Here is a 24,694-nt window from a genome sequence, read left to right as displayed (position 1 = left end):
GCAATAGCCGCTCTTGCGGTCTCCGTTGCAGCCTGTGAAGCTTCTTTCCCGGAAGATTTGCTTCCGTTATTTGTTGGCCGCAGCAGGAAATCGATGTTTAGCGGAAATATTGGTTCCGTTATTCCTCAATTAATTCGCCCTTGCGATTATAAAATACAGAATAAGGGAAGCCAAACCTCCGGTATAGAAGGAAAATTCCGTATGCAGCAGGATTAACGGAAGTCAAATTTCCGCTTCATGTCCAATTGCCGACGCAAGGATAAACGCCTACCGGCGTCTTTTGACGCTGGCGTTTACCAAGATTTAGAACAACTCCCACGATATACTTTCTGATAAATCAACAAAAAAAGAGCCTTGCGGCTCTTTGCTTTCCAAGTTAGGGTTCGGTTATGCTTCCAATTCGAACAGTTTGTGCGCGAGCCGCGCCAATTGTTCGTCCACGCTCCGCTGGCCGGATGCGCTGTCTGAACGGTTCCGTTCGTCTAGCAGTTGATCGATTTGGGAATACACGCTGGAGATTTGACGTTCCACATTTTGCTGGCGGTACAATCGTTCCAGTTGGCCTACCGTGTCCTTGTATTCGTAGACTAGCTTATGTTTACCGGATGTAATTTCGGATATTTGTACGACTGAGCCTCTTTTGTAGACGTATTTCATCGTGAAGGCAGGGTAAATCCGGTTGACGATCGCATCACCCTTGAACTGCGATACCGCCTTGCGAATCAGGTTGGACAGCTTCGGATTGCTGACACGGCATGAGCCTTCACACACATACTTGCCCTGACGGCGTTCGAACGTGAGACTAACTTCTTCGCCGGAATCGTCTCTGAGCACGATCTCCTGACTGCCGTTCTCCGTTACTTGCACCTGAACTTCCAATTGAACGTCCTGTACGTCAAACAACTTGATAAACTGGATCATTTCGGCTTCCGATAAAGTCAAGCAGGTTTTGACATATTCCGTCGCTAACCGCTGAGCCATAAAAATCCCTCGATTCTATTTTTTAAACCCGTGAACCTGATGCGCTTTCTGATTTCGAAAATCCGCTGATTCTTGCTCTTACCTTAATTTATTATACTATATCGCGAATCATTATTCCTGCTTTTTTTTCGCTGAAAACAAGCAAAATTCAGAAAAATCGGCTGCGAACCGGAAGAATTACCGCCAGTCGCACCGATCTCTCGGTTTCTTCCCCAAACTTCTCGAAATCCCGCAGCGGTCCGTAGAAACTTTGGATTGCTGAGCGAGACGTCTTCATGCGTTCTTTCAGTCCTTCTTACGAGCTTTTACTCGCAGATCCGCAGTTAATCCCGTCTCCTCCGGGAAAGCCCCGATCGGGCTGAGGATGATGTGCCGGTGACTCCTGCGGACCCGAACAAAGCGGACTGATGTCAGTCCGCTTCAGGTGCCGCTTTGGGAGCTGGCTGTCCCACTTCCGTATGCTGCTGAATGATCGCCCATAGCTCATCTTTGCCTAGTCCGGTCTCCGACGAAAACAAGACGAGCGGGTCGCTGCCGCGCATGAACAACGTTTCTTTCACCTGCTTCACGTGCTTCTGCCACTGGCTCCGCGGTATTTTGTCCGCTTTGGTGGCCACTACGCATACCGGAATGCTGAAATGCGTGAGCCAGTCGTACATGCTCACATCATCGCGGGTAGGCGGATGGCGGGCGTCTACGAGCAGCAGCAGCAGGCGCAGCCGGTCCCGCTGGAGCAAATACTGCTCGATAAATTTCCCCCACTGCTCCCTCTGGGTACGGGATACTTTGGCATACCCGTACCCGGGGAGGTCGACGAAATACAGCTCCCCGTTGATTTTGTAAAAGTTGAGCGTTTGCGTTTTACCTGGCTGCGAGCTCGTTCTGGCCAAATTTTTGCGCTGGATCATCTTGTTGATCAGCGATGATTTCCCTACGTTGGACCGCCCGGCCAGCGCGATCTCCGGCAGCCCCTCTTCCGGATACTGCGCCGGTCCGACCGCGCTGATGACGAATTCCGCTTGTGTTACGTTCACCGTTGTTTCCCCTCTCCCGTCACCCGATCGACACAGGTCTGACGAGCGCGTGCTCCAGCACCTGGTCCATATGATGAACCGGAACGAACGTCAGCTCATTGCGGATGGTCTCCGGAATGTCCTGCAAATCTTTCTCGTTGTCTTTCGGAAGCAATATTTTTTTGACCCCCGCGCGATGGGCGGCCAACGACTTTTCCTTCAGTCCTCCGATCGGCAACACACGACCGCGCAGCGTGATCTCTCCGGTCATCGCAACCGATTTGGATACCGGAATGTTCGTCAGTGCCGAGATCAGCGCAGTCGCCATCGTGATGCCCGCCGAAGGGCCGTCTTTCGGAATCGCGCCTTCGGGAATATGGATATGAATATCGTTTTTCTCATGAAAATCAGGGGCAATCGAAAGCTGCTCGGCCTTGGAACGCGTATAGCTGAAGGCGGCCTGCGCCGACTCCTTCATGACGTCGCCCAGCTTGCCGGTTAAGGTCAGCTTGCCGCTGCCCGGCATAACCGTCACCTCGATGACGAGCGTATCGCCGCCCACTTCCGTCCAGGCGAGCCCGTTGACCGCTCCGACCTGATCGTTCTGATCCGCCAGATTCACGCGGAATTTCGCCGGTCCAAGATAGTCCTTCAAGTTGTCCGGCGTAATCTCGATCGTCGTCTTCTCCCCGGATACGATCTCCTTGGCCGATTTGCGGCAGAGCGTGGCGATCTGCTGCTCGAGGTTACGGACGCCGGCTTCCCTCGTATATTCGCGGACCACCTTCATCAGCGTCTCTTCGCCGATCTTCACCTGATCCTCGGTCAGCCCGTGATCTTTGATCTGCTTCGGCAGAAGATACCGGATGCCGATCTGCAGTTTCTCCAGCTCGGTATAACCTGGAATGTACAGCATCTCCATCCGGTCCAGCAGCGGGCGCGGAATATTGTGGACGGCGTTGGCCGTCGTGACGAACATGACGTTCGACAAATCGAAAGGCAGTTCGATATAATGATCGCTAAAAGTGCCGTTTTGCTCGGGATCGAGCACCTCCAGCAAGGCGGAAGCGGGATCGCCCCGGAAATCCATCGACATCTTGTCAATTTCGTCAAGCAGCATGACCGGATTGTTGCTTCCGGCGTTTTTGAGCCCTTGAATAATCCGGCCCGGCATCGCGCCTACGTACGTACGGCGGTGTCCGCGGATTTCCGCCTCGTCGCGCACCCCGCCGAGCGAAATCCGGATGAAATTGCGGTTCAGCGAACGCGCGATGGAACGGGCGATCGACGTTTTGCCGACACCCGGGGGGCCGACCAGACAGAGAATCGGTCCTTTCATCTTCTGTACGAGCTGCTGGACAGCCAAATATTCGAGCACCCGCTCCTTCGGCTTCTCCAGCCCGTAGTGATCCTCGTTCAGCACGTCCTCCGCTTTGTTGATGTCGAGGTCGTCCTCCGTCCGTTTGGACCAAGGGAGGGCCAGTAGCCAATCGACGTAGTTGCGGATAACCGCCCCTTCCGCCGAGGTTGCCGGCATTTTCTCCAGCCGGTCGATCTCTTTGTCGATTTTCTCCCGGACCTTCTCCGGCACTCCGGCTTCCTCAAGCTGGGAACGCAGTTCCTCGGCTTCCCCCGCGCGGCCTTCCTTCTCGCCGAGTTCCTTCTGGATCGCCTTCATCTGTTCGCGCAAATAATATTCCTTTTGCGTCTTTTCCATCTGCTTTTTGACGCGCTGGTTGATTTTCCGCTCAAGCTCCAGCACTTCGCGCTCATTGCTCAAAAAATTGAGCAGCTTTTCCAGCCGCTCCCGCACTTCCACCGTTTCGAGAATTTCCTGCTTGTCTTTAATTTTCAGGGGCAGGTGACTCGTGATGACGTCGGCCAGCCGGCCGGGCTCGTGAATGTCGGAAATGGCGGCGAGCGTCTCCGGCGTTACTTTTTTGGACAGATTGATGTAATGCTCGAACTGGTTCCGCACCGTTCTCATAAGCGCATCGATCTCGGGATCGGTCGTTTCCTGCTCCGGCAGCTCCTTGACGGTCACTTCGTAATAATCCGTGTTGGATACGTATTCCACGATCTCGGCGCGGACGACGCCCTCCACCAGCACGCGGATCGTCCCGTTCGGCAGCTTGAGCATTTGCCGCACTTTGGAGATCGTCCCGATCTGGTAAATGTCGTCTTTTTGCGGTTCTTCAATGTTAATCTCCGACTGCGAACAGAGGAGTATCATTTCGTCGTCTACCATCGCCTGCTCCAGCGCCTTAACCGATTTTTCGCGGCCGACGTCCAGAGGCAGAACCATGCTCGGATATACAATTAGGCTACGCAGCGGTAGAAGGGGCAAGCGGCGCACTTTCGCTTTGTTCAGTCCCAATGCTCTGCACCTCCAGAAACTTTACGGAGCTCCCCCGGACGATCGCGAGGGGCGAGTGTTTACAAGCTTATTGCTTTCTTTCCACATCAGTGTTCATCACTTGTTCATCATTTTATCAAAACCTAGATAAAAACACCAATTTGCCGCACCCACGAGCTTCTGGCGAAACCGGGATACGGCAAAGCGATACTTTGGAAGCGGACGCCTGGAGCGGCATCGATTCCTATAGCAGGTCCAACGCCGTCTGAACGCAGCGTGCCTGAATTATGATTCGGGTCTGGCCTGCAAGTACGGAAGCGGCGAAGCGATCAGTACGTCCGTCCCGTTCGGCACGCCGAACGAAGCATCCTCGCTGCGAATGCCGAGCGCATGCTGGAGCACTTCATCGACCGTATCGACGGCAAGCACCTGCAGCCCGTTTAAGCCCGCGAAAATTTCCTGCCAGTTTTCCTTCGGAATGATGACCTTGGTCGCGCCTGCCTGGAAAGCCGCCTCCACCTTGGCGACGACACCGCCTACCGGCTTTACTTTGCCGTGAATGCTTACTTCGCCGGTCATCGCAATTTTGTTGTCAACCGGGATCTGATGGATCGCGGAAGCGATCGCAGTCGCCATCGACACGCCGGCCGAGGGACCGTCGATCGGGATGCCTCCCGGGAAATTGATATGCAGATCGTAGTCGTCCGGACGCATCCCCAAACGGCGGAGGACGGTCAGCACGTTCTCGATCGAGCCGCGCGCCATGCTTTTGCGGCGAAGCGTCTTGGAACCCCCGCCCATCTCTTCTTCGTCGACTACCCCTGTGATTGTAAACGTACCGCCTTTGGGCTTGGAGGCCGGCAGCGACGTCACCTCGATTTCCAGCAGCGTCCCCATATTCGGACCGTATACGGCAAGACCGTTCACGAAGCCGATTTGCGGTTCAGGCGGAATCTTCTTCTCCGGACGGGGCGTCAGTTGGCTGCTGTTCACGACCCATTCGACATCCGCCGCCGTCAGCTCGCTCCGCTGCTCGGTCATCGCGATGCCTGCGGCCAGCTGGATAATATTGACGGCTTCGCGGCCATTGGTCGCATATTTCTGCACGACTTCGATGGCAGACGGCGTCTCTTTCAGTCCGATCTTCAATACCGCGTTGCGCGCGATTTGACCGATCTCATCGGGCAGAAGCGGACGGAAAAAGATTTCCATGCAGCGCGACCGGATCGCCGGCGGAATTTCCTGGGGCGTCCGCGTGGTCGCTCCGACCAGCCGGAAGTCGGCGGGCAGACCGTTTTGAAAAATGTCATGGATGTAGCTCGGAATGTTCATATCCTCCGAATTGTAATACGCACTTTCCAAAAACACTTTGCGGTCTTCCAGCACTTTTAATAATTTATTCATTTGAATCGGATGCAATTCACCGATCTCGTCGATAAACAACATTCCGCCATGCGCCTTCGTGACGGCTCCCGCTTTCGGCTGCGGAATGCCCGCCACGCCCATCGCTCCGGCGCCCTGATAAATCGGATCGTGAACCGATCCGATCAACGGGTCGGCGATGCCCCGCTCGTCAAACCTCGCCGTAGTCGCATCCATTTCCACAAACTTGGCGTCGAACCGGAACGGGGACGAAGCGTTCTTTTTCGCTTCCTCGAGAATGACCCGCGCCGCTGCCGTTTTGCCTACTCCAGGAGGACCGTATATGAGGACGTGTTGCGGATTCGGACCGCACAGAGCCGCCTTGAGTGCGCGCAGCCCCTCCTTTTGACCGATAATGTCGCCGAGTGCCGTCGGGCGCGTCTTCTCCGCAAGCGGCTTCGTCAGCGAGACGGAGCGGAGCTTGCGCAGCTTATCCATTTCTTTCCGGGATTCCCGGTCGACGGCGGTCCGGTTCGTTTGCTGGTTGCGCAGCAAGTTCCAGAAATACAGCCCGATCACGATGGCGAAAAACACCTGGATGATCATCAGAATGATGCTTAAACTCATGGTTACCCCTCCTCAGAGCTTTTCCGGAGGAAAAGCTGTCTTCGTAAGCATTCGCTGAGCTTTTCCGGAGGAAAAGCTGTCTTCGTAAGCCTTCCAAAACCGACATCAACTGCCGCAGCTTCGTTTTTTATCGCATACATGGTAGTATTCCCCTCTGCCCGATCCGTTAATCGGCGAATGAGAATAATTTGTTTGAGTCACCCTACACATACCAGACCAAGCTGATCACCATACTGCAACGAAAGGGAAGGAAGGCAATGAACAAACGTTACCCGTTCGTCTGCGCCCTGATGGCCGTCTTACTTTGTCTTCTGCACACCGGACCTGTTCGCGCTGCGGTACAAGCCATCCCCCAATCGATCTCTGAGGTGGATGTGCTTATCGATGTCGGACATGGCGGAATCGATGGAGGCACTTCTCACGGCGATCTGCTGGAGAAACATCTGAACCTGCTCATAGCCAAGCAGTTGTACGAAAAACTTCGCGCCTCCGGACTGCAGGTCGCCCTGAATCGGACTACCGACTATGCTCTTAGCGACGACAACGACTGGCTCGGGTCACGTTCCCGGCATCTTCGCGATCTGGCCCAGCGCAAGCTGCTCATCGACGCGTTGAAGCCCAAGCTGACCGTCAGCCTGCATACGAACTGGGCCCGGCATTCGAGCGCACGGGGGCCCGGCTTGCTGTATCAGTTCAACCAGCCCAGCTACATAGCCGCTCATCTGCTCGCCAGCCGCCTTAACGAGCTTTACGGAACGAAAGAGGTGCCTTACGTAGGCAAAACCTTCTATCTGCTCAAACGGACGCAAACCCCCGCCGTAATCATCGAGATGGGCTACATCAGCAACGAATCCGACCGTGCGATGCTGACCCGGACAGAAGGGCAAAAAAAAATAGCCGAGGCTATCGCCTCCGCCATTTTGGATTATCTGCTCGTGTTTTATGTGGACCACTAAAGTCAATTGCATCATGACTGCAAATCACCAAGCAATCGTATGAAGGAGACTTCACCCGAAAGCTTAGCCTGTCGTTATGGCTTGTCCGAGTTGATCGACGGCAGGCGGCCGAACCGGATCAATGACGCCGTCCCGGAATTTCCCCCGTACGTTCGAATTCGGCCACGATGTGGTCGATTTCTTTTTTCAGCTCGTTGACCAGCTCGGCTTCCGGCACTTTCCGGATCATCTCTCCGTAACGGAACAGCATGCCTTCTCCGCGCGCCCCGGCGATACCGATATCCGCTTCCTTCGCTTCGCCGGGCCCGTTCACCGCACAGCCCAGCACCGATACTTTGATCGGAACTTTGAGCTTCTCGATATAGCTCTCCACTTCATTGGCTACCGAGAACAAATCGATGTCCAGCCGCCCGCAGGTCGGACATGAAATTAACGTCGCGGCATTCGTAATAAGCCCGAACGTTTTCAGCAAATCACGGGCTACCTTGATCTCTTCCACCGGGTCTGCGCTTAACGAGATCCGGACGGTCGAACCTAGTCCGAGATGCAGCAGCGTTCCGATCCCCGCCGCGCTTTTGACTGCGCCCGAGAACAGGGTCCCCGCCTCGGTAATACCGAGATGAAGCGGATAGTTGAACTTCTCCGCCGCCTTCGAATATGCGGCGATGGCCATCGGCACGTCCGATGCTTTTAAGGATACGATAATGTCATGGAAATCAAGTTCTTCCAGTATTCCTATATGAAAAAGGGCACTTTCCACCATCGCATCGGGAGTCGGATACCCGTACTTTTCGAGCAGATGCCTCTCCAGCGAGCCTGCGTTCACACCGATACGGATCGGGATTCCGCGTTCCTTGCACGCTTTGACGACCTCTTCCACCTTCTCGCGGCGGCCGATGTTGCCAGGATTAATCCGCACCTTGTCGATGCCGTTTTGGATAGACGCCAGCGCTAACCGGTGGTCGAAGTGAATGTCCGCAACGAGCGGAATATGAATTTGTTTTTTGATTTCTTTGATCGCATCGGCGGCTTCCTTATTGTTGACGGTCACCCGGACAATCTGGCAGCCGGCCTCTTCCAGGCGGAGTATTTCGGCTACCGTCGCTTTGACGTCCGCCGTTTTGGTCGTACACATGCTCTGCATAATGACTTCATTGCTTCCCCCGATCGTCAGATCGCCGACTCGGACAGGCCTCGTTTCGGTACGATGGTACATAGCCGTCACTCCCCATGATGCCAAACATCCCCCGCTCCGGTCCGGAGCCCAAATCAAGGACTCCGAACGGATTGGAGGAAGCCGGTTCGTATTGGTACAGGCGCTTACGCGCTTTCTTCTTTTTTGTTTTTGGCGGCAACGGATTTGCCGTCCTTGGTTTTGAGCTCGGGCGAGATTTTGTCCATGACGACTTCCTTCGTAACGACGCAGTTGATGACGTCGTCGCGGGAAGGCACCTCGAACATCACATCGAGCATAATTCCCTCGATGATCGCTCGCAGTCCCCGTGCTCCCGTATTACGCTTGATTGCTTCCTTAGCAATCGCGTCGAGTGCTTCCGGATTAAACTCGAGGGCAACGTTATCCATCTCGAGCAGCTTCTGGTATTGCTTGACAAGCGCATTTTTGGGTTCGGTCAAAATCCGCACGAGCGCGGACTCGTCCAGAGGCTCCAATGTGGAGATCACAGGCAGACGGCCCACGAACTCAGGAATGAGTCCGAACTTCAGCAGATCCTCAGGCAGCACGAGCGACAAATATTCGCCCGGCTTCAGATCGGTTTTGTGACCTTCGCTGCTGAAGCCGATCACTTTTTTGCCGATCCGGCGTTTGATGATCTGTTCGATCCCGTCGAAAGCTCCGCCGCAAATAAACAGAATGTTCGTCGTATCGATCTGGATGAACTCTTGATGCGGATGTTTGCGTCCGCCTTGGGGAGGAACCGATGCGACCGTTCCTTCCAATATTTTGAGGAGCGCCTGCTGAACGCCTTCACCCGAAACGTCGCGGGTAATCGAAGGATTCTCGGACTTGCGCGCCACTTTATCGATCTCGTCGATATAGATGATCCCTTTTTCAGCCTTCTCGACGTCGTAGTCGGCCGCTTGAATCAGTTTCAGCAAGATGTTCTCTACGTCTTCGCCGACATAGCCGGCTTCCGTAAGCGAAGTTGCGTCCGCTATAGCGAACGGAACGTTCAAAATTTTGGCGAGCGTCTGCGCCAGAAGCGTTTTCCCGCTGCCCGTCGGACCGATCAAGACGATATTGCTCTTCTGAAGTTCGACGTCTTCCGGCTTGCTTTGCGAATTGATCCGTTTGTAATGGTTGTAAACGGCAACCGAAAGCGACTTCTTCGCTTGTTCCTGACCAATAACATATTGATCGAGAATCGAGCGGATGTCTTTTGGCTTTGGTACGTCCTTCAGTTCCAGTTCTTCTTCGCTGCCCAGTTCTTCTTCAACGATCTCGGTGCAAAGCTCGATGCATTCGTCGCAAATATATACGCCAGGACCGGCTACAAGTTTGCGAACCTGGTCTTGGGATTTGCCGCAAAACGAACATTTAAGCTGACCTTTTTCGTCATTGAATTTAAACATAGGATCACCTCCTATTGCTGATTAATATGAGTTATCACCTTGTCGATGAGCCCGTACTCGACGGCTTGCCCCGCACTCATGAAGTTGTCCCGGTCCGTATCCCGCTCGATTTTGTCGTACGGCTGGCCGGTATGGTGCACGTATATTTCATTCAGCTTGTGCTTCGTCTTCAAGATCCAGTCGGCATGAATCTTAATATCGGCCGCCTGTCCCCGAACGCCGCCTAGCGGCTGGTGAATCATCACTTCGCTGTTGGGAAGCGCAAAACGTTTGCCTTTCGCGCCTGCGGTCAGCAGCAATGAACCCATGCTGGCTGCCATGCCGACGCAAATGGTGGAAACATCAGGCTGGATATACTGCATCGTATCATAAATGCCTAAGCCGGCTGTAACCGAGCCCCCAGGCGAGTTGATATAGAGGCTGATGTCTTTCTCGGAATCTTGGGCGGCCAAAAACAACAGTTGGGCGATAACCAGATTCGCCACGTCGTCGTCGATCGCACTGCCCAAAAAAATGATGCGGTCCTTCAGAAGGCGCGAGTAGATGTCGTACGAACGCTCGCCCCGGCTTTCCTGCTCAACCACCATAGGAATCAGGCCCATATTGTTTCCCTCATTTCTTTTGTAAACTGCATTCATTGTATCACGTTTGCGGCCTCATGTCATTTTTGGCGTTAATACCAATGTATGTATTCGGCTTTAAAACTTATGCCCGGCTGCGTAAAACTGTAAAATCCTGTCCGGATGGGTAAACGAAAGGCACGTTAGGAACAAACGTGCCTTGTCGCATTGTCGCTATCGGATTAGGCTACTTCCGCAACCGCCTTGCTGTTCTCCACGAGGAAATCGACCGTTTTCTTCACGATCAGATCGTGCTCGATCGAGTCGAGGCTGCCGTTGGCCGACAAAATGACGCGGATTTCCTCAACGGATCTTTGGTACTGGCTAGCCAGACGATCTAACTCGCCGTTGATTTCTTCTTCCGTAGCACTGATATTCTCGGCTTTGGCAATCGCCTCAAGCACCAGATCGTTACGAACGCGGCGCTCCGCATCCGTGCGCATTTGCTGCTTAACAGTCGCTTGATCCTGCCCCGTAAATTTCAGGTACATGTCGATGTCCATGCCTTGCATTTTGAGACGGTTCGTGAAGTCTTCGAACATCCGGTCAACTTCAGACGTAATCATCGCGTCAGGGATTTCCACTTCGGCATTGGCAGCCGCTTTCTCGACAACCGCCGATTCGCGGTCCTGCTCATTAGCTTGTTCTTTGCGCTCCTGCAGACGCTTCTGGATGTCTTGCTTGAATTCTTCAAGCGTGTCGAATTCGCTAACGTCTTTGGCAAACTCGTCGTCCAGCTCAGGCAGGTTTTTACGCTTGATGTCGTGCAGCACGACTTTGAATACGGCCGCTTTGCCTTTCAGCTCTTCGGAATGGTATTCTTCCGGGAACGTTACGTTAACGTCTTTTTCTTCGCCCTTGGCCATGCCTACCACTTGCTCTTCGAAGCCCGGGATGAAGCTGCCGGATCCGAGTTCAAGCGAATGCTTCTCGGCTTTGCCGCCTTCGAACGGAACTCCGTCGACGGAACCGTCAAAGTCGATAACGGCGATGTCGCCATTCTCAGCTGTGCCTTCTTCAAGGACAACGAGCTCGGCATGACGCTGCTGCAGACGCTTCAGCTCTTCAGCGATTTCTTCTTCGGATACGGCGGATTCTTTCTGAACAACTTCAAGCCCTTTGTACTCGCCCAGTTGAACTTCAGGCTTAACCGTAACGGTCGCTTTAAAGACGAAGGCTTGTCCTTTGCCGAACTGCTCGATCTCTACATCCGGACGATCTACCGGCTTGATCTCGGTTTCATCCAGAGCTTTTACATACGATTCCGGCAAAAGAATGTCTACTGCATCCTGATACAAGCTTTCAACGCCGAACTTGGCTTCGAAAATTTGGCGTGGCACTTTGCCTTTACGGAATCCTGGAATGTTAGCCTTAGCCGCTACTTTCTTAAAGGCGCGGTCCAACGCCGATGCTACTTGCTCAGCATCTACTTCGACGTTAAGAACGACTTTGTTCTTCTCTATTTTTTCCCAAGTTGCTTTCATTTATGCTTTCCCCTCCAACAAATTTACCGGTCCCGCGCGCTCGTGGAGCCGCTGCAAAGGCCCGTGCGCTCTCAAAATGGCCATTTAACCACTATATTATAACATAAGGAGGCTTCATTTCAAGCGTAGGATCATTTCCTTTACGATTCCGCAGGGCTGGATACGGTTGCGAACAATTTGATGACCTGCTGGGCCTTGTTCAGCGATTTGGAAACGGATTCCGGAAGCCCGTAGATTTCCCCTAGTTTTTGCTCGTCTGCACGCTCGAAAAGCATCTCCTCCACCGTATGGTGAAGCGCTGCGGCCCAGACGCTTTTGCCGGTTTCATCCAAAGCGAGAAGCTCGTCGTACACGGCCGTTCCGTAAACGAAAGCCAGAAAGTCTTTCCATGTCGCTTCAATCAGCTCTGTCAATCCGGGCTGCTTCGATTCCATTGTGGATTTGACCCGTTCGCCGATCGCTCTCAGATGGTCCGGATACTGTTCGTAACGAACCGGTGTATCGCTAATGGTCAGCATCATCGTCTGCCCCAGCTTGCGGATCTCGATCGTTCCGGTTTCACCGATCGTCCGCAGCACCTGGAGACCGCGAAACTGAACGAGCGGATGAAGACGGCTTTCGGACAGCCAGCGTCTAAGCCTGTCGCCTACGATGCGCCGGTCCAAATGGGCGAGTTGCTCCAGCGCCATCATCTGTTTCTCGGCCGTTGCGTGCGGCGCCAGCATGTCCAGCAGCTTGTCGGCGAATTTCGAGTCATTGGCGGCTTTGGCCCGAACATGCCGTTTAAGCATACCGGCTTCGTCCACTTCGTCTTCGGTCTCATCGTCCGGGGACGGACCGGTTACGCCGTTTTCCTTGCTGCCATGTCCGCGTACCGATTCGGGGAACGACTCGACCAGCCACCCGAGCAGCGACTGCCATTCCTCCTTGTACTCCGGATCGTCGCTTTGGCAATGGAGCAAAAAACGGAGCATGCCGGCCGCTTCCGCATAGCATTCTCCCTCCAGCAAACGTGTCAGTTCGCTCTGGTAATACTCGATCGTCTTCGGGAACAATATCACATTATCCGAATTGGACGACACGTCTCTTACCACCGCCTTCCCATATTTTCACGTTCTCTCATTGTATCAGAAATGTGCATCCCGGGAACAGCTGCGACGTGGTGTGCGGAAAATAAAACCTGATAACGCGTATTTCTTCTTTCATTATTATTCCCGATTTTGTACGTTCAATATGGTGGTTGTCGGTGCATTCCTTGTTAAGTCCACGCATCCAAATTAATCCGCTTTTTTGTCTTGAAATTCATACAGGCGTGTGTTATATTTATTTCTGCCGCTAAAAATGCGGGTGTAGTTCAATGGCAGAACTCCAGCTTCCCAAGCTGGTGGCGTGGGTTCGATTCCCATCACCCGCTCCAGCCTTAACACTTATGTCCCAGTAGCTCAGCAGGATAGAGCAACGGCCTTCTAAGCCGTCGGTCGGGAGTTCGAATCTCTCCTGGGACGGTCAAAAAGCACAAGCATATGCTTGTGCTTTTGTGTTTTCATACGCGCCTATATCAAAGCAGTTAGGCTTAAAAGATGACATTGATGCGAAATTGAGTAAAACTCGGTAGTTCTGTATAATCTATCAACGTACCATTGTAAATAAACGTTAGAACTATGCATTTCTTATATGGCCGCCTTGCCTGACCATATTGGCCGCATTCTTCATGACATAGAATGGAAGCGTCACATTAGCAGGTCTTAATGCGTTTTTAACCGCGATATCAACATTCGCCAAACCAAGTGAATTACTTGGTACGGTTCTATCCTCTTCCGCCATCACCCTTGCAATCCATTCAGCCATACTCCGCCGCCTTTCCTGAAACATTAACATCTACAATCGCTAACCTAGAGATACCTGCCTTAAAAATAAGGGGACTTGATCTACACAAGTACCTCATTATATCGGTGATGTCCTACACACTGCCCCTATACCCGATAACTTGGGCTTGTTAAGATTGATTCCTCCAGGTGAACTATAGCGTAAAATTAATTTTTTTCCATATATAAGCATCATTGCTTTCTTTCGCGCAAACGTAAAAACTGTCTTCAACTCCGGTTGCTCCTCTTACGGAGATCAGATGTCCGCGATAAGCTGCCGAGGCGGTAGGCAAGGACGTTTTGTTGCCCACAACAACATAGTTATCACGCATATCGATCGTTCCATAAACAGGACCGCCGATTGTTTGTAAGTATGCTGCACCTACAGAGTCGGCACATTGCCCGAATATTCTTGTTATACGGAGTTTCCCGGATGCCGCATTAGTTCCACTCATAGTAATTCTGAAACCTTCTATGTTATACGGGATATTATCGGAGATGATATGAACTTTTGCGGTCAAGTTCGTGTAGTCAAACACATCCAACCACATGCCTTGGTACAACTTTTGAAGCTTGATATTCTTCGGGCTTTCATTCCATTTGCCAAATGATATTCCGAAGTTGCTAAAGTAGGTGACTACACTGGGGAATAATATTTCGATAACGATCGGGTTTATTTCTGTTGTGCTAGCATCATACTTTGCCGCAGAATTGGGACTTAGATTAAATGCATTAATTAGTTGTCCGGCTTCCGGAGCCGGGCCTCCTGTTTGCGAAACCGTGAACCTTTTATTAGCGAAAGCTAAAAAATCGTCCTGATTACCAATAAACATACCTACTTCAGGAACCGGCGGTGGAATTGTCCCGGACATCATAGTACCTTTAAATGAATCGTCTGATTCATAAATACCGTCTACTTTATTCCTTGTTCCCTGATCGATTACATTTTTCTTTTCCAAATTTGAACTTATGATCGTATAGGCCGTTTTATTGGTTAACTGCGCAAGGATTCTTGAAGGAACAACATGAATATCCCATACTTTAGCAATTATTCGATTGTATGCACCATTGATGTAAAAGCATTTTTTTGTGATATTTTCCGTCGGCTGTATCTGGATATTGGTGAATATGTTCCCTGAGGTTTCATAGATTCCGTTATGAACCGGGTGACGATAAATACTTCCAGTGGTACATATATCATACTGATTCCCGGAAAAACCTATCATATCAAATTGATTTCCGTTAACCCATTGCGAAGTATCATCTCCGGCATTCTCTGCGTGCAGATGTATTGCCTTACCATAATAGATGATGTTTATGTCATAAATGTGCACACCGCATACGTTGTTTCCATTTCCCGTTGCATAAAGATATATGCCTGTGCTGCTGTGCTCATCTTCCTCCCTACTTCTAACAACACGTTCGTGTCTACCATAAAGCACCATGCTTTTGATGGATGTATTATGATTAAACGCAAACTTATCGCTGCCATCCACATATATGCAGCATTTGTTAAAGTCAACAAAACTGTACGTATCGAGTCGCGCTCCACTTATCTGTGCGTTTTTGCGAAGCTTGATCATATTTACATCAGCCACAGGTCTAATCGTACAACCATGTGCGCATTTCAAGTGAACTTTCGGCTTCACCTCTATAGTCGCGCTTATATTGTAATTTCCCGGAGGAACAATAACCTCTCCGCCTCCAATAGACTCGATGTAGTCAATTGCGCTCTGGATTGCAACTGTATCATCCTTGTACGCACCTGTCGCTCCGAAGTCTTTTACGTTTACGCTACCACCTTTTGCTGAAATAGCCAAAGCTTTCGTAATCAAGTCAGCCACTGTGACTACCACCTTTCCTATTCGGATCCGATACTAACAAATTCTCGATGCTAGAGTCCGAGCTATAAGGTCTTCATCCACGCTTCGATTTTGGGTAACAAATATTCTTTGTAACCGGCTTCAGTCGGATGACATCCATCCCCTACTCCACCATTCTGCTGCGAAAACTCGTTGACGATTTCACTAAGACCAAAATTAAGTCCACTACTTGTAAATAAATCAAGAAAAGGGACACTCCACTTCTCACAGATTTCTCGAGCTTTCTTCCAATAAAGCTCCGATTTGTTTTGATTAATGAGATCGAACGTGTTCTTAACTTTAAACGTGACAATATATCCAATCTTTTTTGCTTTCCATCTCAGTTGGGCTTGTTTAAAGATACATTCCAACGCCCCACAAAAAGTGGTGTCGTCAAAAGCAGCGGTATATGATGTCGTAATTGCCCCGATGGGAACACTGAGCCAGTAATCGTTTATACCACCTTGAAAAATAATAAAATCTGCATTTTCGTCCATATTTACAATATCCCTACATATCCAATGGCGAGGAGTGGTTCCATTGCTCTGGTAAGTCCCTGCCGCAATAGTACCGCCGCTCACTGCGTACCCGGCAGCGCTCATTCCGTTCCTCTCGGCAATAACAATCCCCCATCCAGTATTGTTCCTTGGACTAAGAACTGCCGTCGATGGCCATCCCGCACCAGCTGTAATACTGTCCCCATTAAACAACACACGCTTTCCCGCCAACGGATTGTCGCTCGAAAGCAGGGGCCTTCGTATACGTGTGTAGTACGAGCTCGCAGAAGAGGAGGACGGATAAATCGCTCCTTCAACAACGGCATCACTGCTCATTTTATTTTTTTGTCCGCATACTCGCATCGTAGAGGCTCCCGTAGGAGCCGTGAAAGTAAACGGTGATGAAGTTCCCGAAGTTGTTCCAATTTTACTGATAAATTCGCCTTGCGCCGTATAAAAAGCACCAAATTGGGTTTCAGCATACCGAATCGAATACTGTTTGCCGGAAACACAAGGAATATGATGGGTCGTATAGTACCCAGCGCCTGCTGTAAGAGCACCGTTCAATAAATAGTATCCTACAGCATTATCTTTCTCATATAAGTTAAATATATTGTTACTTTTTTCCACAAAATCAACGTCAGCCGGTGTGATCTTTACAGTTTTGTCACGCTTCTCTTCAGCCATCGAGCGCGCAATCAAATCCGCCATCAGACCACCGCCCTCCCCTTTACACTAATCGATCCCCCGGATATAGAAGAAATCCGAGCCCGGAAGGTAACGAGTCCCGTCACCTCGAACTGCCACACTTCGCCGCTCGAGGTAGTCTGGGTGCCCATGGCGAGATCGGACAAGCGAATCCCTTTCAGCGGGTAATAGGTTCCGCCGACGCTCGCCCCCTCAAAATGGATCGTGCGGCTGGTGCTTGTCCCTGTGATCTCGAGCGTTAACGTCCGGTAAGCCCCTACAGCGAGAGCAGTTCCATCTCCGGCAGCGGTCGAAGCGTCGTGTAATACGACGTCCTCCATTGCGCACCCGGTGACACGTACATTCTGGCTCCCATCCGAATGGATTCCATCCGCCTCATTGGCAATACTGTTGTCCGAACGCACCATCCGTCCTGTCTTTACGCCTAACGAATCCAACAAACTCATTCCTCATCAACCTCCATGGTCGAGCTCCGATTGCTCGGGCAAGGTGAAGCGTAGGATCATCATAACACCCAATTGTAAACTGGAATACTTTACACTTTTTACCTAATTTACAAGTTAGCTCGATCCAGTACGTTCGTGGCGATCATTTTATAACCACGTGAAAAACCGTCCGGAAGCAAACGTCCGGACGGTCATTTGACATGGATACCCCTGCATTTTTCGTGGGAGAGGAAACGGGTATCTTCGCTCCTGCCGCTTGTGTGGTATCTTCTCGACTTCAGAAAAGGCCTCATACCGCTTTCTTGCGTGCAGCTTGGTTCGAATTTCAATGATCGCGCTATCATTGCAGGCGGCTCCAGCACAAATTAAAGTCTTTGGCACCCTTTATTTCCGGCATTTGGGGATGCTCGGAACAAATAAAGGCGGTTTGCACCCCTTATTTCAGCCAGTTGGCCCGGATCTGCACCCTTTCGCGAATATTAGCGGTTCCAAACCGAACAGCCGCGAAAAAAAAGCACTCTGATCCGAGTGCTTCTCCATAGGTGCGTCTGGCTTTTATTTTATTAGTATCGAAGTGTACTTCTCCGTACACGATCATTCATACTCCCTGACTAAGACAACTGCCTCGCCTTCAGCATGATGCGTTCCGGGTTCAGACCGTCCTGCCGGACAGCAAAGCATCCTCACTTCTCGTCCTCGGCCAGATTCCCCAAATAATAGTTCGTCAGCAGGTCGATCTCGGCGTCGAACGCTCCCCAGCGCAAAGCATAAACGTTCCGGCTGCCCTGGAAGTTGAACACGCGGTTGATCCCGTTCTGGTTACGTTTCTCCGCGTACACTTCGATACCTTGCTGACGGAGCGTATCGGTCAACCTGTCGATATCGTCCTGAATCCGGTTGATGGCCCGCTGAGCAACCGCTGCATAAGGACTCATTACTCCGGAATTGTGATTCTTCTCGAAATACATCTTATCGCATTCGAAAGCGGACAAAACAACGGGCAGGATGACCAGATTGCGAATCAGATGCATATGTTCAGCAGGTACGGCAGGAGCGACTGGGCGTGTAGGAAGCGGTGCAGACATACGGGAACACCTCCGGATACAAGTTTTGGTTTATCTCCATTATAAACCAAACACGTGTTCGCATTCAAGAAAAATTTTACATAAAGGTCCATTTCACTAACATGACTACCATAAATTTATCGGTAATCAACTTTAATCCGGGATCACGTTGCTTAGGTGACGTTCCCTAGGTTCACATTTATCCGGTTCGCACTGCCAAGATTCACGTTCCCCGGGCCCCGCGATGTTGCCCAGATTCTCATTACCCGATTCACGTCCCCCCGCTTCACTAATCCGGCCGGGGTTTCGAATAAAGGAAGGACTAGCGCTCACACGCCGTCATCCGCCGTTTGCGTTCTTCTCGCCCCTGCTCCTTCGCGATTCGGCGGCTCTGGAGAGTCGTTTCTTTTGCTGAACATCGGCAAGTTCCAGCCGTACCGCTTGCACTCATCCTTCGCTTTCCCTTCTCTAAAAAAAGCGAACGTCGCGTTCATCTCCCCTCCGACGAGAAGGATAATCGAGCTGATGTACAGCCAGATCAGCAGCACGATCGCCCCACCGAGACTCCCGTACGTTTTGGAATAGCTGCCGAACGCATTCACGTAAAAGGAAAACAGCAGCGAGGTGACGATCCAGCCCAGCGCAGCGGCCAGCGCTCCCGGCCATACGTCCTGGAAGCGCAGCTTGCGGTTCGGAGCGAACCGGTACAGCAGCATAAACACTCCGAGCATCGCCGCTAACGGAATTACATATTTGACTATGCTCCAGATCGTGTCAAAGCCTGCCGGGTAACCCAACCGCTCAAACAGCTGCTCGCCGATCACTTTGCCGAAGACGACCATGGACGCCGACAGAAGGAACACAACGGCCAGGACGACCGTTGACAAAACGGACAGGCCCCGCACTTTCCAGAACGGCCGCGTCTCCGCCTCATCGTACGCTTTGTTCAGCCCTTTGATCACCGCATTAATCCCGTTTGAGGCCGACCAGATCGTCGCCACCATGCCGAGGGACAACAGCGAATGGCTTCTTGATGCGGTCACCTCATCAAGTACGGTACGGATCAATCCCGACGACTGTTCCGGAAGCACTAGAATCAGATCACGGATCACCTCTTCGCCGGACAGCTGCATAACGCCGACCACACTAACCAAAAAGATGAGAAACGGAAAAAAAGCGAGAATCAGATAATATGTGAGCTGAGCGCCCAAGGCCGGAACTTCGTCGTCGCGAAACCGGCAAACCAGTTGCCGGATAAACTCCATACGCCCGATGTTACGCTTCTTTTTCATCGCAATCCCCCATTTCTTTGTAACCTTTGTACCTATTACCCCGTATAGTATGAAACCAATCCCGGACCAGGTTCATCATTCCAATTCCTTCGAAACGAGCGTGATCTTATGCAAACGAAAACCGGCGGCAGCTCATGGCTCGGCTGTCTGGCCTTACTTGTCGGCTTGGTCCTGATCTTCTCCCTGCTCCCGCTCCTGGTCCGATTCGGCTGGGTCATCCTGATTCCTGCAGCCGCGGGGGGCACTTACTGGTTCTGGCACAACAAAAATAAAGCCCGGCAGCAGCAAAGGCAAGCCGAGCTTGATATCCGTGAAACCGCCGAAAAAATCGTGCTTCAAATCGCCGCCCGAAACGAAGGGCTGATCACTCCGATGGAGCTCGTACTCGCCTCCGACATGAACCTGGAGGAAGCCGGAGAACTGTTAGAGCAGCTCCGAAAGAAAGGATATGCCAAGCTCCGCGTCGCCGAGAACGGCTCGTACGTATACGAACTGAACGGACTGCTTACCCCGCAGCAAAAAAGAGAAGCAGAAAAGCTGTAGAACGAAACGTTCTGCAGCTTTTCTGCGCGCTAAGCCCCCCAAACGTGGAAGCACCTTCAGGGCCCGTGTTTTTAAAACCTATTATTCGGATTACCGCGAGCTCACTCCGACGAAAAAAAGGAAATCGAAATTATCCTCACAAATGTTTTTTATTGACCAGCTCGTTGCGAACCATCTGTTCCAGCTTTTCCGTCAGCTTCGGGTGTACGGCGGGCGGTTTCTTCAGCCCGAACCAGTTGCTCCGCTTCTCCTTGGCAAGCAGCTTCAGCATGTATTGCTTTTCCTCCAAAGTAAACATCGCTTTCCCCCCTCGCTTCATCTACGTTCCGAATCCCGATTCGTTGCGGAATTTGCGGAGATTCACGAAAATTAATGCGACGAGGGCGCGTTATGAAGCTGTTCCGCATTCAGACGGCAAGTGAAGCTCAACACCGGTGGGCACAGGAAAGGGGGCGGCCGCCACCTGAACCCGAACATCTTGCTGCCCCGCGCCCGGCTGCTACAGCGGCGCCTGAACGAACCGCAGCGTATGTGCGGGAACGTCCAGTACGAACAGCTCTCTTCCCTCCGGGCGGGATGTACTTGCTGGCCCGGGCTGATGGAGATGGCGTGAGAGGACGCGCCTTTGCCGATTCCCGGGCGGTGCGACCATTCGGGGAATGTCACGATATCCCAGTTGAAGCCTTTGCCCTGCTTGCTTACGTCGATCAGCCAGCCGCTCAAATCCCACAGCGCGATAATCGCCACTTTGCCGCTGACGAACCGGTTGCCGGAATCGTGGAAGCCTTTGGACGGATTTTCGCTCGGCAAAATGCCGGGGATGTTGTACAGCTTGTCCGCCAGTTCAAAAATATTTGCGCACATCCGGGTTCGAATCGAGCAACGGCTTGTCCGTCTTCAGATCGACGTGGGTAACGTCGAGCTCCGACCAGGCCGACGAGATGTCCGGATCGAGGCGCTCATCATCGTAGTTAACAGCGTCAAAAACGGTTTTTTCAGCTTCAAACGATACCACCCTTTTGCACTAGTTTTGAGCAAGCCGTACATTTATCCCGGGTAAATGAGCGGCTTGTTGCCCTATATCTAGTGTATTGGCTAAATTATGAACGAGGCATGAATGATCATGTCGAATTTTGTCGTTTTATTCCCAATTCGGCTCGTTATGAACCGGCTTCCGGCGGAACTTGGCCAGAAACTCGTACACGATCGGCACGATCACAAGCGTCAGCAGGGTCGAGCTGATCAGCCCTCCGATTACGGTAACGCCCAGCCCCTTGGAGATCAGGCTGCCGCTCGTACTCTCGAAGCCGAGCGCCAGCGGCAGCAGCGCGCCTACAGTCGCGAGCGCCGTCATCAGAATCGGCCTGAGCCGGGTCGCCCCCGCTTCGAGCAGCGCCTCGCGTACGCTCAGCCCCTCCCGCTCCTTATGCAGGACGCGGTCCAGCAATACGATGGCGTTCGTCACGACGATGCCGATCAGCATGAGCGCGCCCATCATCGCGGAGGCGCTGATCGTCTCGCCGGCGATGTACAGAGCGGCCAAGCCCCCGATTACGGTAAACGGCAGGGAGAACAGGATCGCAAACGGCGTCAGCGCTCCGCCGAAGGTGATGACGAGCAGCAAATAAACGATCGCTACCGCTGCGGCCATCGCGAGGCCGAGCTGGGTAAACGTCTCGGTGATCTGCTCGGTTACGCCGCCGAATTCCACCGCAATGCCGGACGGCAGGCCGAGCGCGTCGATCGCGGATTGTGCGGCGGCCGACGCTTTGCCTACGTCCTTGACGGTAATGTCCGCCGTTACGTCCGCGTACAGCCTTCCGTTTTTGTGCGTAATCGTATTGGGCGACGAGCCTTTCTCGATCGTGGCGACGTCTTTGATCGGCACAGCCGCTCCGAGGGGAGACGTTAGTGTCGCATTCTCGATGTCGGCCAAGCCCGCCGGCTCGTTCTGCTCTGCGTTCACGTAGACGTTGTACGGCTTGCCGTCCGCCTCCACCTCGGTCAATACCGGACGGGTGCGGACCGGACTCAGCCTCATCGCGATTTGTCCGGCGGTCAGGCCGAGCTTGGCCAGCTTGCTCGAATCGGCTAATACCGTGTACTGCTCATACGATTTGGACAGGCCGGACTCGACTTTCTCGAACGAGCCTTCCGCCTGCAGAGCGGCGATCACCCGATCGACGGCCGGCCTGATCTCCTCCGGCGAATTGCCGAATACGGTGAGGCTGAGCTTGCTGCCGCCGAATCCTCCGCCAAAATCCATCTGGCCCCATTTGCCGGCTGCGTCCAGCTTTTGCAAATCCGCGACGAGCGCTTCCTTCTCTTCTGTAAAGTTTTTTGTCGAGCTCTCGTACTGCACGTAAAATAAGGCGGATTTGCTCGGCCCGAAACTCATCGGCGTCTGGCCGCCGACCGAATATTGCAAGTTCGTCACGCCGCTGCGGCCGAGGATCAGCTTCTCCGCTTCAAGCGCCGTTTTCTCCACGTCCGCGATCCGCTGGCCCGGTCCCGGATTATAGGTCACCATCGCATATTTCTGTTCCTCCTCCGGGAGGAAGCTGACGCCGACGAGTCCGGTCAGTCCGAGGCTGAGGGCGAGCAGCAGAACCGCCGCGATAAACACTAGCGCTTTGCGGTTCAGCGAGCGTTGCAGCACATGTCGGTAAAAGCGGGCGATCGCTCCCGGTTTGTCTTCATGCCCGGCCTTGCCTTTCAGCCCGCTGCGGAACATGAAGTGGGCAAGAGCGGGCACGACCGTAATGGCGACGAGCAGCGAAGCCAGCAGCGCAAAAACCATCGTCAGGGCAAACGGCAGGAACAGCTGGCCGACCGGTCCGCTGACGGCGCCGAGCGGCAGGAATACGGCGATCGTGACCAGCGTCGACGACAAGATCGGGACGAACATCTCGCGGGTCGCATCCAGTACGAGCGCCTTGCCCGACAGCTTCTCCGTGCTGAGTCCCATCCGTCTGTAGTTGTTCTCGATAACGACGATCGAATCGTCGACGACGCGTCCGATCGCCACCGTCATGGCGCCGAGCGTCATAATGTTGAGCGTAATATTCATCTGCTTCAGGACGACTAGCGCGATAAGCAGCGACAGCGGAATGGAGACGACGGATATAAGCGTCGTCCGGATATTGCGCAGAAACAGCAAAATAACGATGACCGCAAATAACGCGCCGAACATCGCCTTGTCCAGCATCGTGCTGACCGATTCCTCAATCGGCTGCCCCTGATCCATCAAAACAAGCGTCTCCATGCCGGGGAATTGCTCCTCGAACTGTCTGGCCTTCTCCTTCACGCCGTTCACGACGTCCACCGTGTTGGCGGCAGGCGCCTTCGTCACGTTAATGCCGACCGATTCGCTGCCGTTCGTGCGGGAGATCGACTCCGCCTTGCCGACCAGCTTAACGTCCGCGATGTCCGCCAGCTTCACGGTCGGAAGGCCTGCTGCAACCGGCGCTCCGGCTGCCCCGCCCGGAGTTATCCCGGCACCCGGAGCGGCGTTCGGCTGCTGCGGGGCTCCGGGGGCAACGGCCGTACCGGGAGCCGCGGTCGCTCCGGGCATCGCCGCGCCTCCGGGAGCCGCTGCAGCTCCTGCGGCTGAACCGGCAGCGGATGGGAGGACCGGGATGCTGAGATTGCGCAGATCGTCCAAGGTGCGGATATTGCCGTCCACGACAACCGTTTTTTCGGCGTTTTCCATCTCGAATAAACCAAGCGGCACTTGAATCGCCGAACCTTGTACGATCGCTTTGACCGTCTCTTCGCCAATCCCCAGCTCCGCCATTTTGGCGCGGTCGAACGTCAGCTCCACTTCCTGCACATACTGTCCGGATATGCTGACGCTGCCCGCCCCGTCGATCCCTTCCAGCATCGGCCGCAGCTCGTCCTGAACGAGCCGGGTGACTTCCTCGAGCTGTTTCGTTTTGCCCGACACGCTCAGCGAGATGACGGGAAAATCGTTGATGCTGATTTTCGAGACGCGTATATCCTGCACGCCTTCGGGCTTGACGAAATCGGCCAGCACCCGGCGCAGCTCGTCCTCGGCTTCCTTCATATTTTTGTCGTAGCCGTACTCGATCATGATTGACGCCGCATTCTCCATCGATGTCGAGCTTACGGTGCCTACGCCGGCCAGCGCCCGGATTCGAAGCTCCAGCGGCTTGGCCAGCTTGTCCGCCACTTCCTGCGGCGCCGCTCCGGGATAGATGGCGGTAACGGTTAATACCGGGACCTCGATGTCCGGGATCGTCTCTTTCTTCATCGTTAATCCGGCGTACAAGCCGGCCGCCGTTACGATCAGCGTCAGGATCAGGATGGCAAATTTATTGCCAAGCGAGAATCGGATTATACTTTTCAACGGAATACGCTCCTTGTTGTATCGGAATAGGGCGTGCTGCACGCTTCCCCTATTGTG

At 53.0% G+C, this 24,694-nt stretch carries 22 protein-coding genes and 2 tRNA genes; 5 read left to right on the top strand and 19 right to left on the bottom strand.

What is annotated here, in order from left to right:
* On the top strand, window positions 1-216 hold a 216-nt coding region (locus tag PV433_RS18305; protein WP_332073504.1), incomplete at its 5' end, for a hypothetical protein.
* Window positions 217-387: 171 nt separating this feature from the next.
* Here the strand turns inward: PV433_RS18305 and PV433_RS18300 are convergent.
* The 4 genes from PV433_RS18300 to lonB form a co-directional block, all read right to left on the bottom strand.
* Window positions 388-981, bottom strand: coding sequence for a non-ribosomal peptide synthetase module (locus tag PV433_RS18300; protein WP_332073503.1), 594 nt, complete (start codon window positions 979-981; stop codon window positions 388-390).
* Between the two features lie 410 nt (window positions 982-1,391).
* Window positions 1,392-2,015 carry a ribosome biogenesis GTP-binding protein YihA/YsxC gene (yihA, locus tag PV433_RS18295; protein WP_332073502.1) on the bottom strand — a complete coding sequence of 208 codons (624 nt, stop codon included), beginning with the start codon at window positions 2,013-2,015 and terminating at the stop codon, window positions 1,392-1,394.
* Window positions 2,016-2,034: 19 nt separating this feature from the next.
* Window positions 2,035-4,371, bottom strand: a complete 2,337-nt coding sequence (gene lon / locus PV433_RS18290) for an endopeptidase La (RefSeq protein ID WP_332073501.1) — start codon at window positions 4,369-4,371, stop codon at window positions 2,035-2,037.
* Window positions 4,372-4,635: 264 nt separating this feature from the next.
* Entirely contained in the window at window positions 4,636-6,339 is a 1,704-nt protein-coding gene (gene lonB, locus PV433_RS18285; RefSeq protein WP_332073500.1) for an ATP-dependent protease LonB, read from the bottom strand.
* Window positions 6,340-6,596: 257 nt separating this feature from the next.
* Between lonB and PV433_RS18280 the strand changes: the two genes are divergently transcribed.
* Window positions 6,597-7,295 (top strand): N-acetylmuramoyl-L-alanine amidase family protein, encoded by a 699-nt coding sequence (locus PV433_RS18280; RefSeq protein ID WP_332073499.1) that lies wholly within the window; start codon window positions 6,597-6,599, stop codon window positions 7,293-7,295.
* A 118-nt stretch (window positions 7,296-7,413) separates the two neighbouring features.
* Here the strand turns inward: PV433_RS18280 and ispG are convergent, their stop codons facing one another.
* The 5 genes from ispG to PV433_RS18255 form a co-directional block, all read right to left on the bottom strand.
* A complete protein-coding gene (gene ispG, locus PV433_RS18275) occupies window positions 7,414-8,511 on the bottom strand; it encodes a flavodoxin-dependent (E)-4-hydroxy-3-methylbut-2-enyl-diphosphate synthase (protein WP_332073498.1) in 1,098 nt (365 codons plus the stop codon).
* 104 nt (window positions 8,512-8,615) lie between these two features.
* Window positions 8,616-9,887 (bottom strand): ATP-dependent protease ATP-binding subunit ClpX, encoded by a 1,272-nt coding sequence (gene clpX / locus PV433_RS18270; RefSeq protein ID WP_332073497.1) that lies wholly within the window; start codon window positions 9,885-9,887, stop codon window positions 8,616-8,618.
* A gap of 11 nt (window positions 9,888-9,898) precedes the next feature.
* On the bottom strand, window positions 9,899-10,525 hold the full coding sequence (gene clpP / locus PV433_RS18265; RefSeq protein WP_332073496.1) for an ATP-dependent Clp endopeptidase proteolytic subunit ClpP: 627 nt from the start codon (window positions 10,523-10,525) through the stop codon (window positions 9,899-9,901).
* A gap of 164 nt (window positions 10,526-10,689) precedes the next feature.
* Window positions 10,690-11,991: a trigger factor gene (gene tig, locus PV433_RS18260; protein ID WP_332073495.1), complete on the bottom strand. Its 1,302-nt coding sequence runs from the start codon at window positions 11,989-11,991 to the stop codon at window positions 10,690-10,692.
* Between the two features lie 140 nt (window positions 11,992-12,131).
* The gene (locus PV433_RS18255; RefSeq protein WP_332073494.1) at window positions 12,132-13,073 is read right to left on the bottom strand and encodes a hypothetical protein; all 942 of its coding nucleotides are present in this window, start codon (window positions 13,071-13,073) and stop codon (window positions 12,132-12,134) included.
* Window positions 13,074-13,334: 261 nt separating this feature from the next.
* Between PV433_RS18255 and PV433_RS18250 the strand changes: the two genes are divergently transcribed.
* Window positions 13,335-13,408, top strand: a tRNA-Gly gene (locus PV433_RS18250).
* A 14-nt stretch (window positions 13,409-13,422) separates the two neighbouring features.
* Window positions 13,423-13,496 (top strand) — tRNA-Arg (locus tag PV433_RS18245).
* 154 nt (window positions 13,497-13,650) lie between these two features.
* On the opposite strand, the gene PV433_RS18240 is transcribed toward PV433_RS18245, so the two are convergent.
* The 6 genes from PV433_RS18240 to PV433_RS18215 form a co-directional block, all read right to left on the bottom strand.
* Window positions 13,651-13,839 carry a hypothetical protein gene (locus PV433_RS18240; protein ID WP_332073493.1) on the bottom strand — a complete coding sequence of 63 codons (189 nt, stop codon included), beginning with the start codon at window positions 13,837-13,839 and terminating at the stop codon, window positions 13,651-13,653.
* Between the two features lie 172 nt (window positions 13,840-14,011).
* A complete protein-coding gene (locus PV433_RS18235) occupies window positions 14,012-15,700 on the bottom strand; it encodes a hypothetical protein (protein WP_332073492.1) in 1,689 nt (562 codons plus the stop codon).
* A gap of 62 nt (window positions 15,701-15,762) precedes the next feature.
* On the bottom strand, window positions 15,763-16,926 hold the full coding sequence (locus PV433_RS18230; protein WP_332073491.1) for an SGNH/GDSL hydrolase family protein: 1,164 nt from the start codon (window positions 16,924-16,926) through the stop codon (window positions 15,763-15,765).
* Entirely contained in the window at window positions 16,926-17,369 is a 444-nt protein-coding gene (locus tag PV433_RS18225) for a hypothetical protein (RefSeq protein ID WP_332073490.1), read from the bottom strand. The genes PV433_RS18230 and PV433_RS18225 overlap by 1 nt, the downstream gene beginning before the upstream one ends.
* A gap of 683 nt (window positions 17,370-18,052) precedes the next feature.
* Complete coding sequence (locus PV433_RS18220; RefSeq protein WP_332073489.1) at window positions 18,053-18,454, bottom strand: hypothetical protein; 402 nt, start codon at window positions 18,452-18,454, stop codon at window positions 18,053-18,055.
* 308 nt (window positions 18,455-18,762) lie between these two features.
* Complete coding sequence (locus PV433_RS18215) at window positions 18,763-19,725, bottom strand: YihY/virulence factor BrkB family protein (protein WP_332073488.1); 963 nt, start codon at window positions 19,723-19,725, stop codon at window positions 18,763-18,765.
* A 108-nt stretch (window positions 19,726-19,833) separates the two neighbouring features.
* Here PV433_RS18215 and PV433_RS18210 point away from each other — a divergent pair, with 108 nt between their 5' ends.
* A complete protein-coding gene (locus tag PV433_RS18210; protein WP_332073487.1) occupies window positions 19,834-20,268 on the top strand; it encodes a hypothetical protein in 435 nt (144 codons plus the stop codon).
* A 136-nt stretch (window positions 20,269-20,404) separates the two neighbouring features.
* Here the strand turns inward: PV433_RS18210 and PV433_RS18205 are convergent, their stop codons facing one another.
* The 4 genes from PV433_RS18205 to PV433_RS18190 form a co-directional block, all read right to left on the bottom strand.
* Window positions 20,405-20,566 carry a hypothetical protein gene (locus PV433_RS18205; RefSeq protein WP_332073486.1) on the bottom strand — a complete coding sequence of 54 codons (162 nt, stop codon included), beginning with the start codon at window positions 20,564-20,566 and terminating at the stop codon, window positions 20,405-20,407.
* A gap of 71 nt (window positions 20,567-20,637) precedes the next feature.
* A complete protein-coding gene (locus PV433_RS18200) occupies window positions 20,638-21,132 on the bottom strand; it encodes a hypothetical protein (RefSeq protein ID WP_332073485.1) in 495 nt (164 codons plus the stop codon).
* Window positions 21,113-21,283: a hypothetical protein gene (locus PV433_RS18195; RefSeq protein ID WP_332073484.1), complete on the bottom strand. Its 171-nt coding sequence runs from the start codon at window positions 21,281-21,283 to the stop codon at window positions 21,113-21,115. The genes PV433_RS18200 and PV433_RS18195 overlap by 20 nt, the downstream gene beginning before the upstream one ends.
* Before the next feature lie 126 nt (window positions 21,284-21,409).
* Window positions 21,410-24,637: an efflux RND transporter permease subunit gene (locus PV433_RS18190; protein WP_332073483.1), complete on the bottom strand. Its 3,228-nt coding sequence runs from the start codon at window positions 24,635-24,637 to the stop codon at window positions 21,410-21,412.
* Between the last annotated feature and the right edge of the window lie 57 nt (window positions 24,638-24,694).

It is taken from the genome of Paenibacillus sp. GYB004 (assembly GCF_036577605.1).
Lineage (GTDB): Bacteria > Bacillota > Bacilli > Paenibacillales > NBRC-103111 > Paenibacillus_AB > Paenibacillus_AB oceani.
Note: the sequence above shows the minus strand (reverse complement) of the source record. Positions and strands in the feature narration are given on the sequence as shown.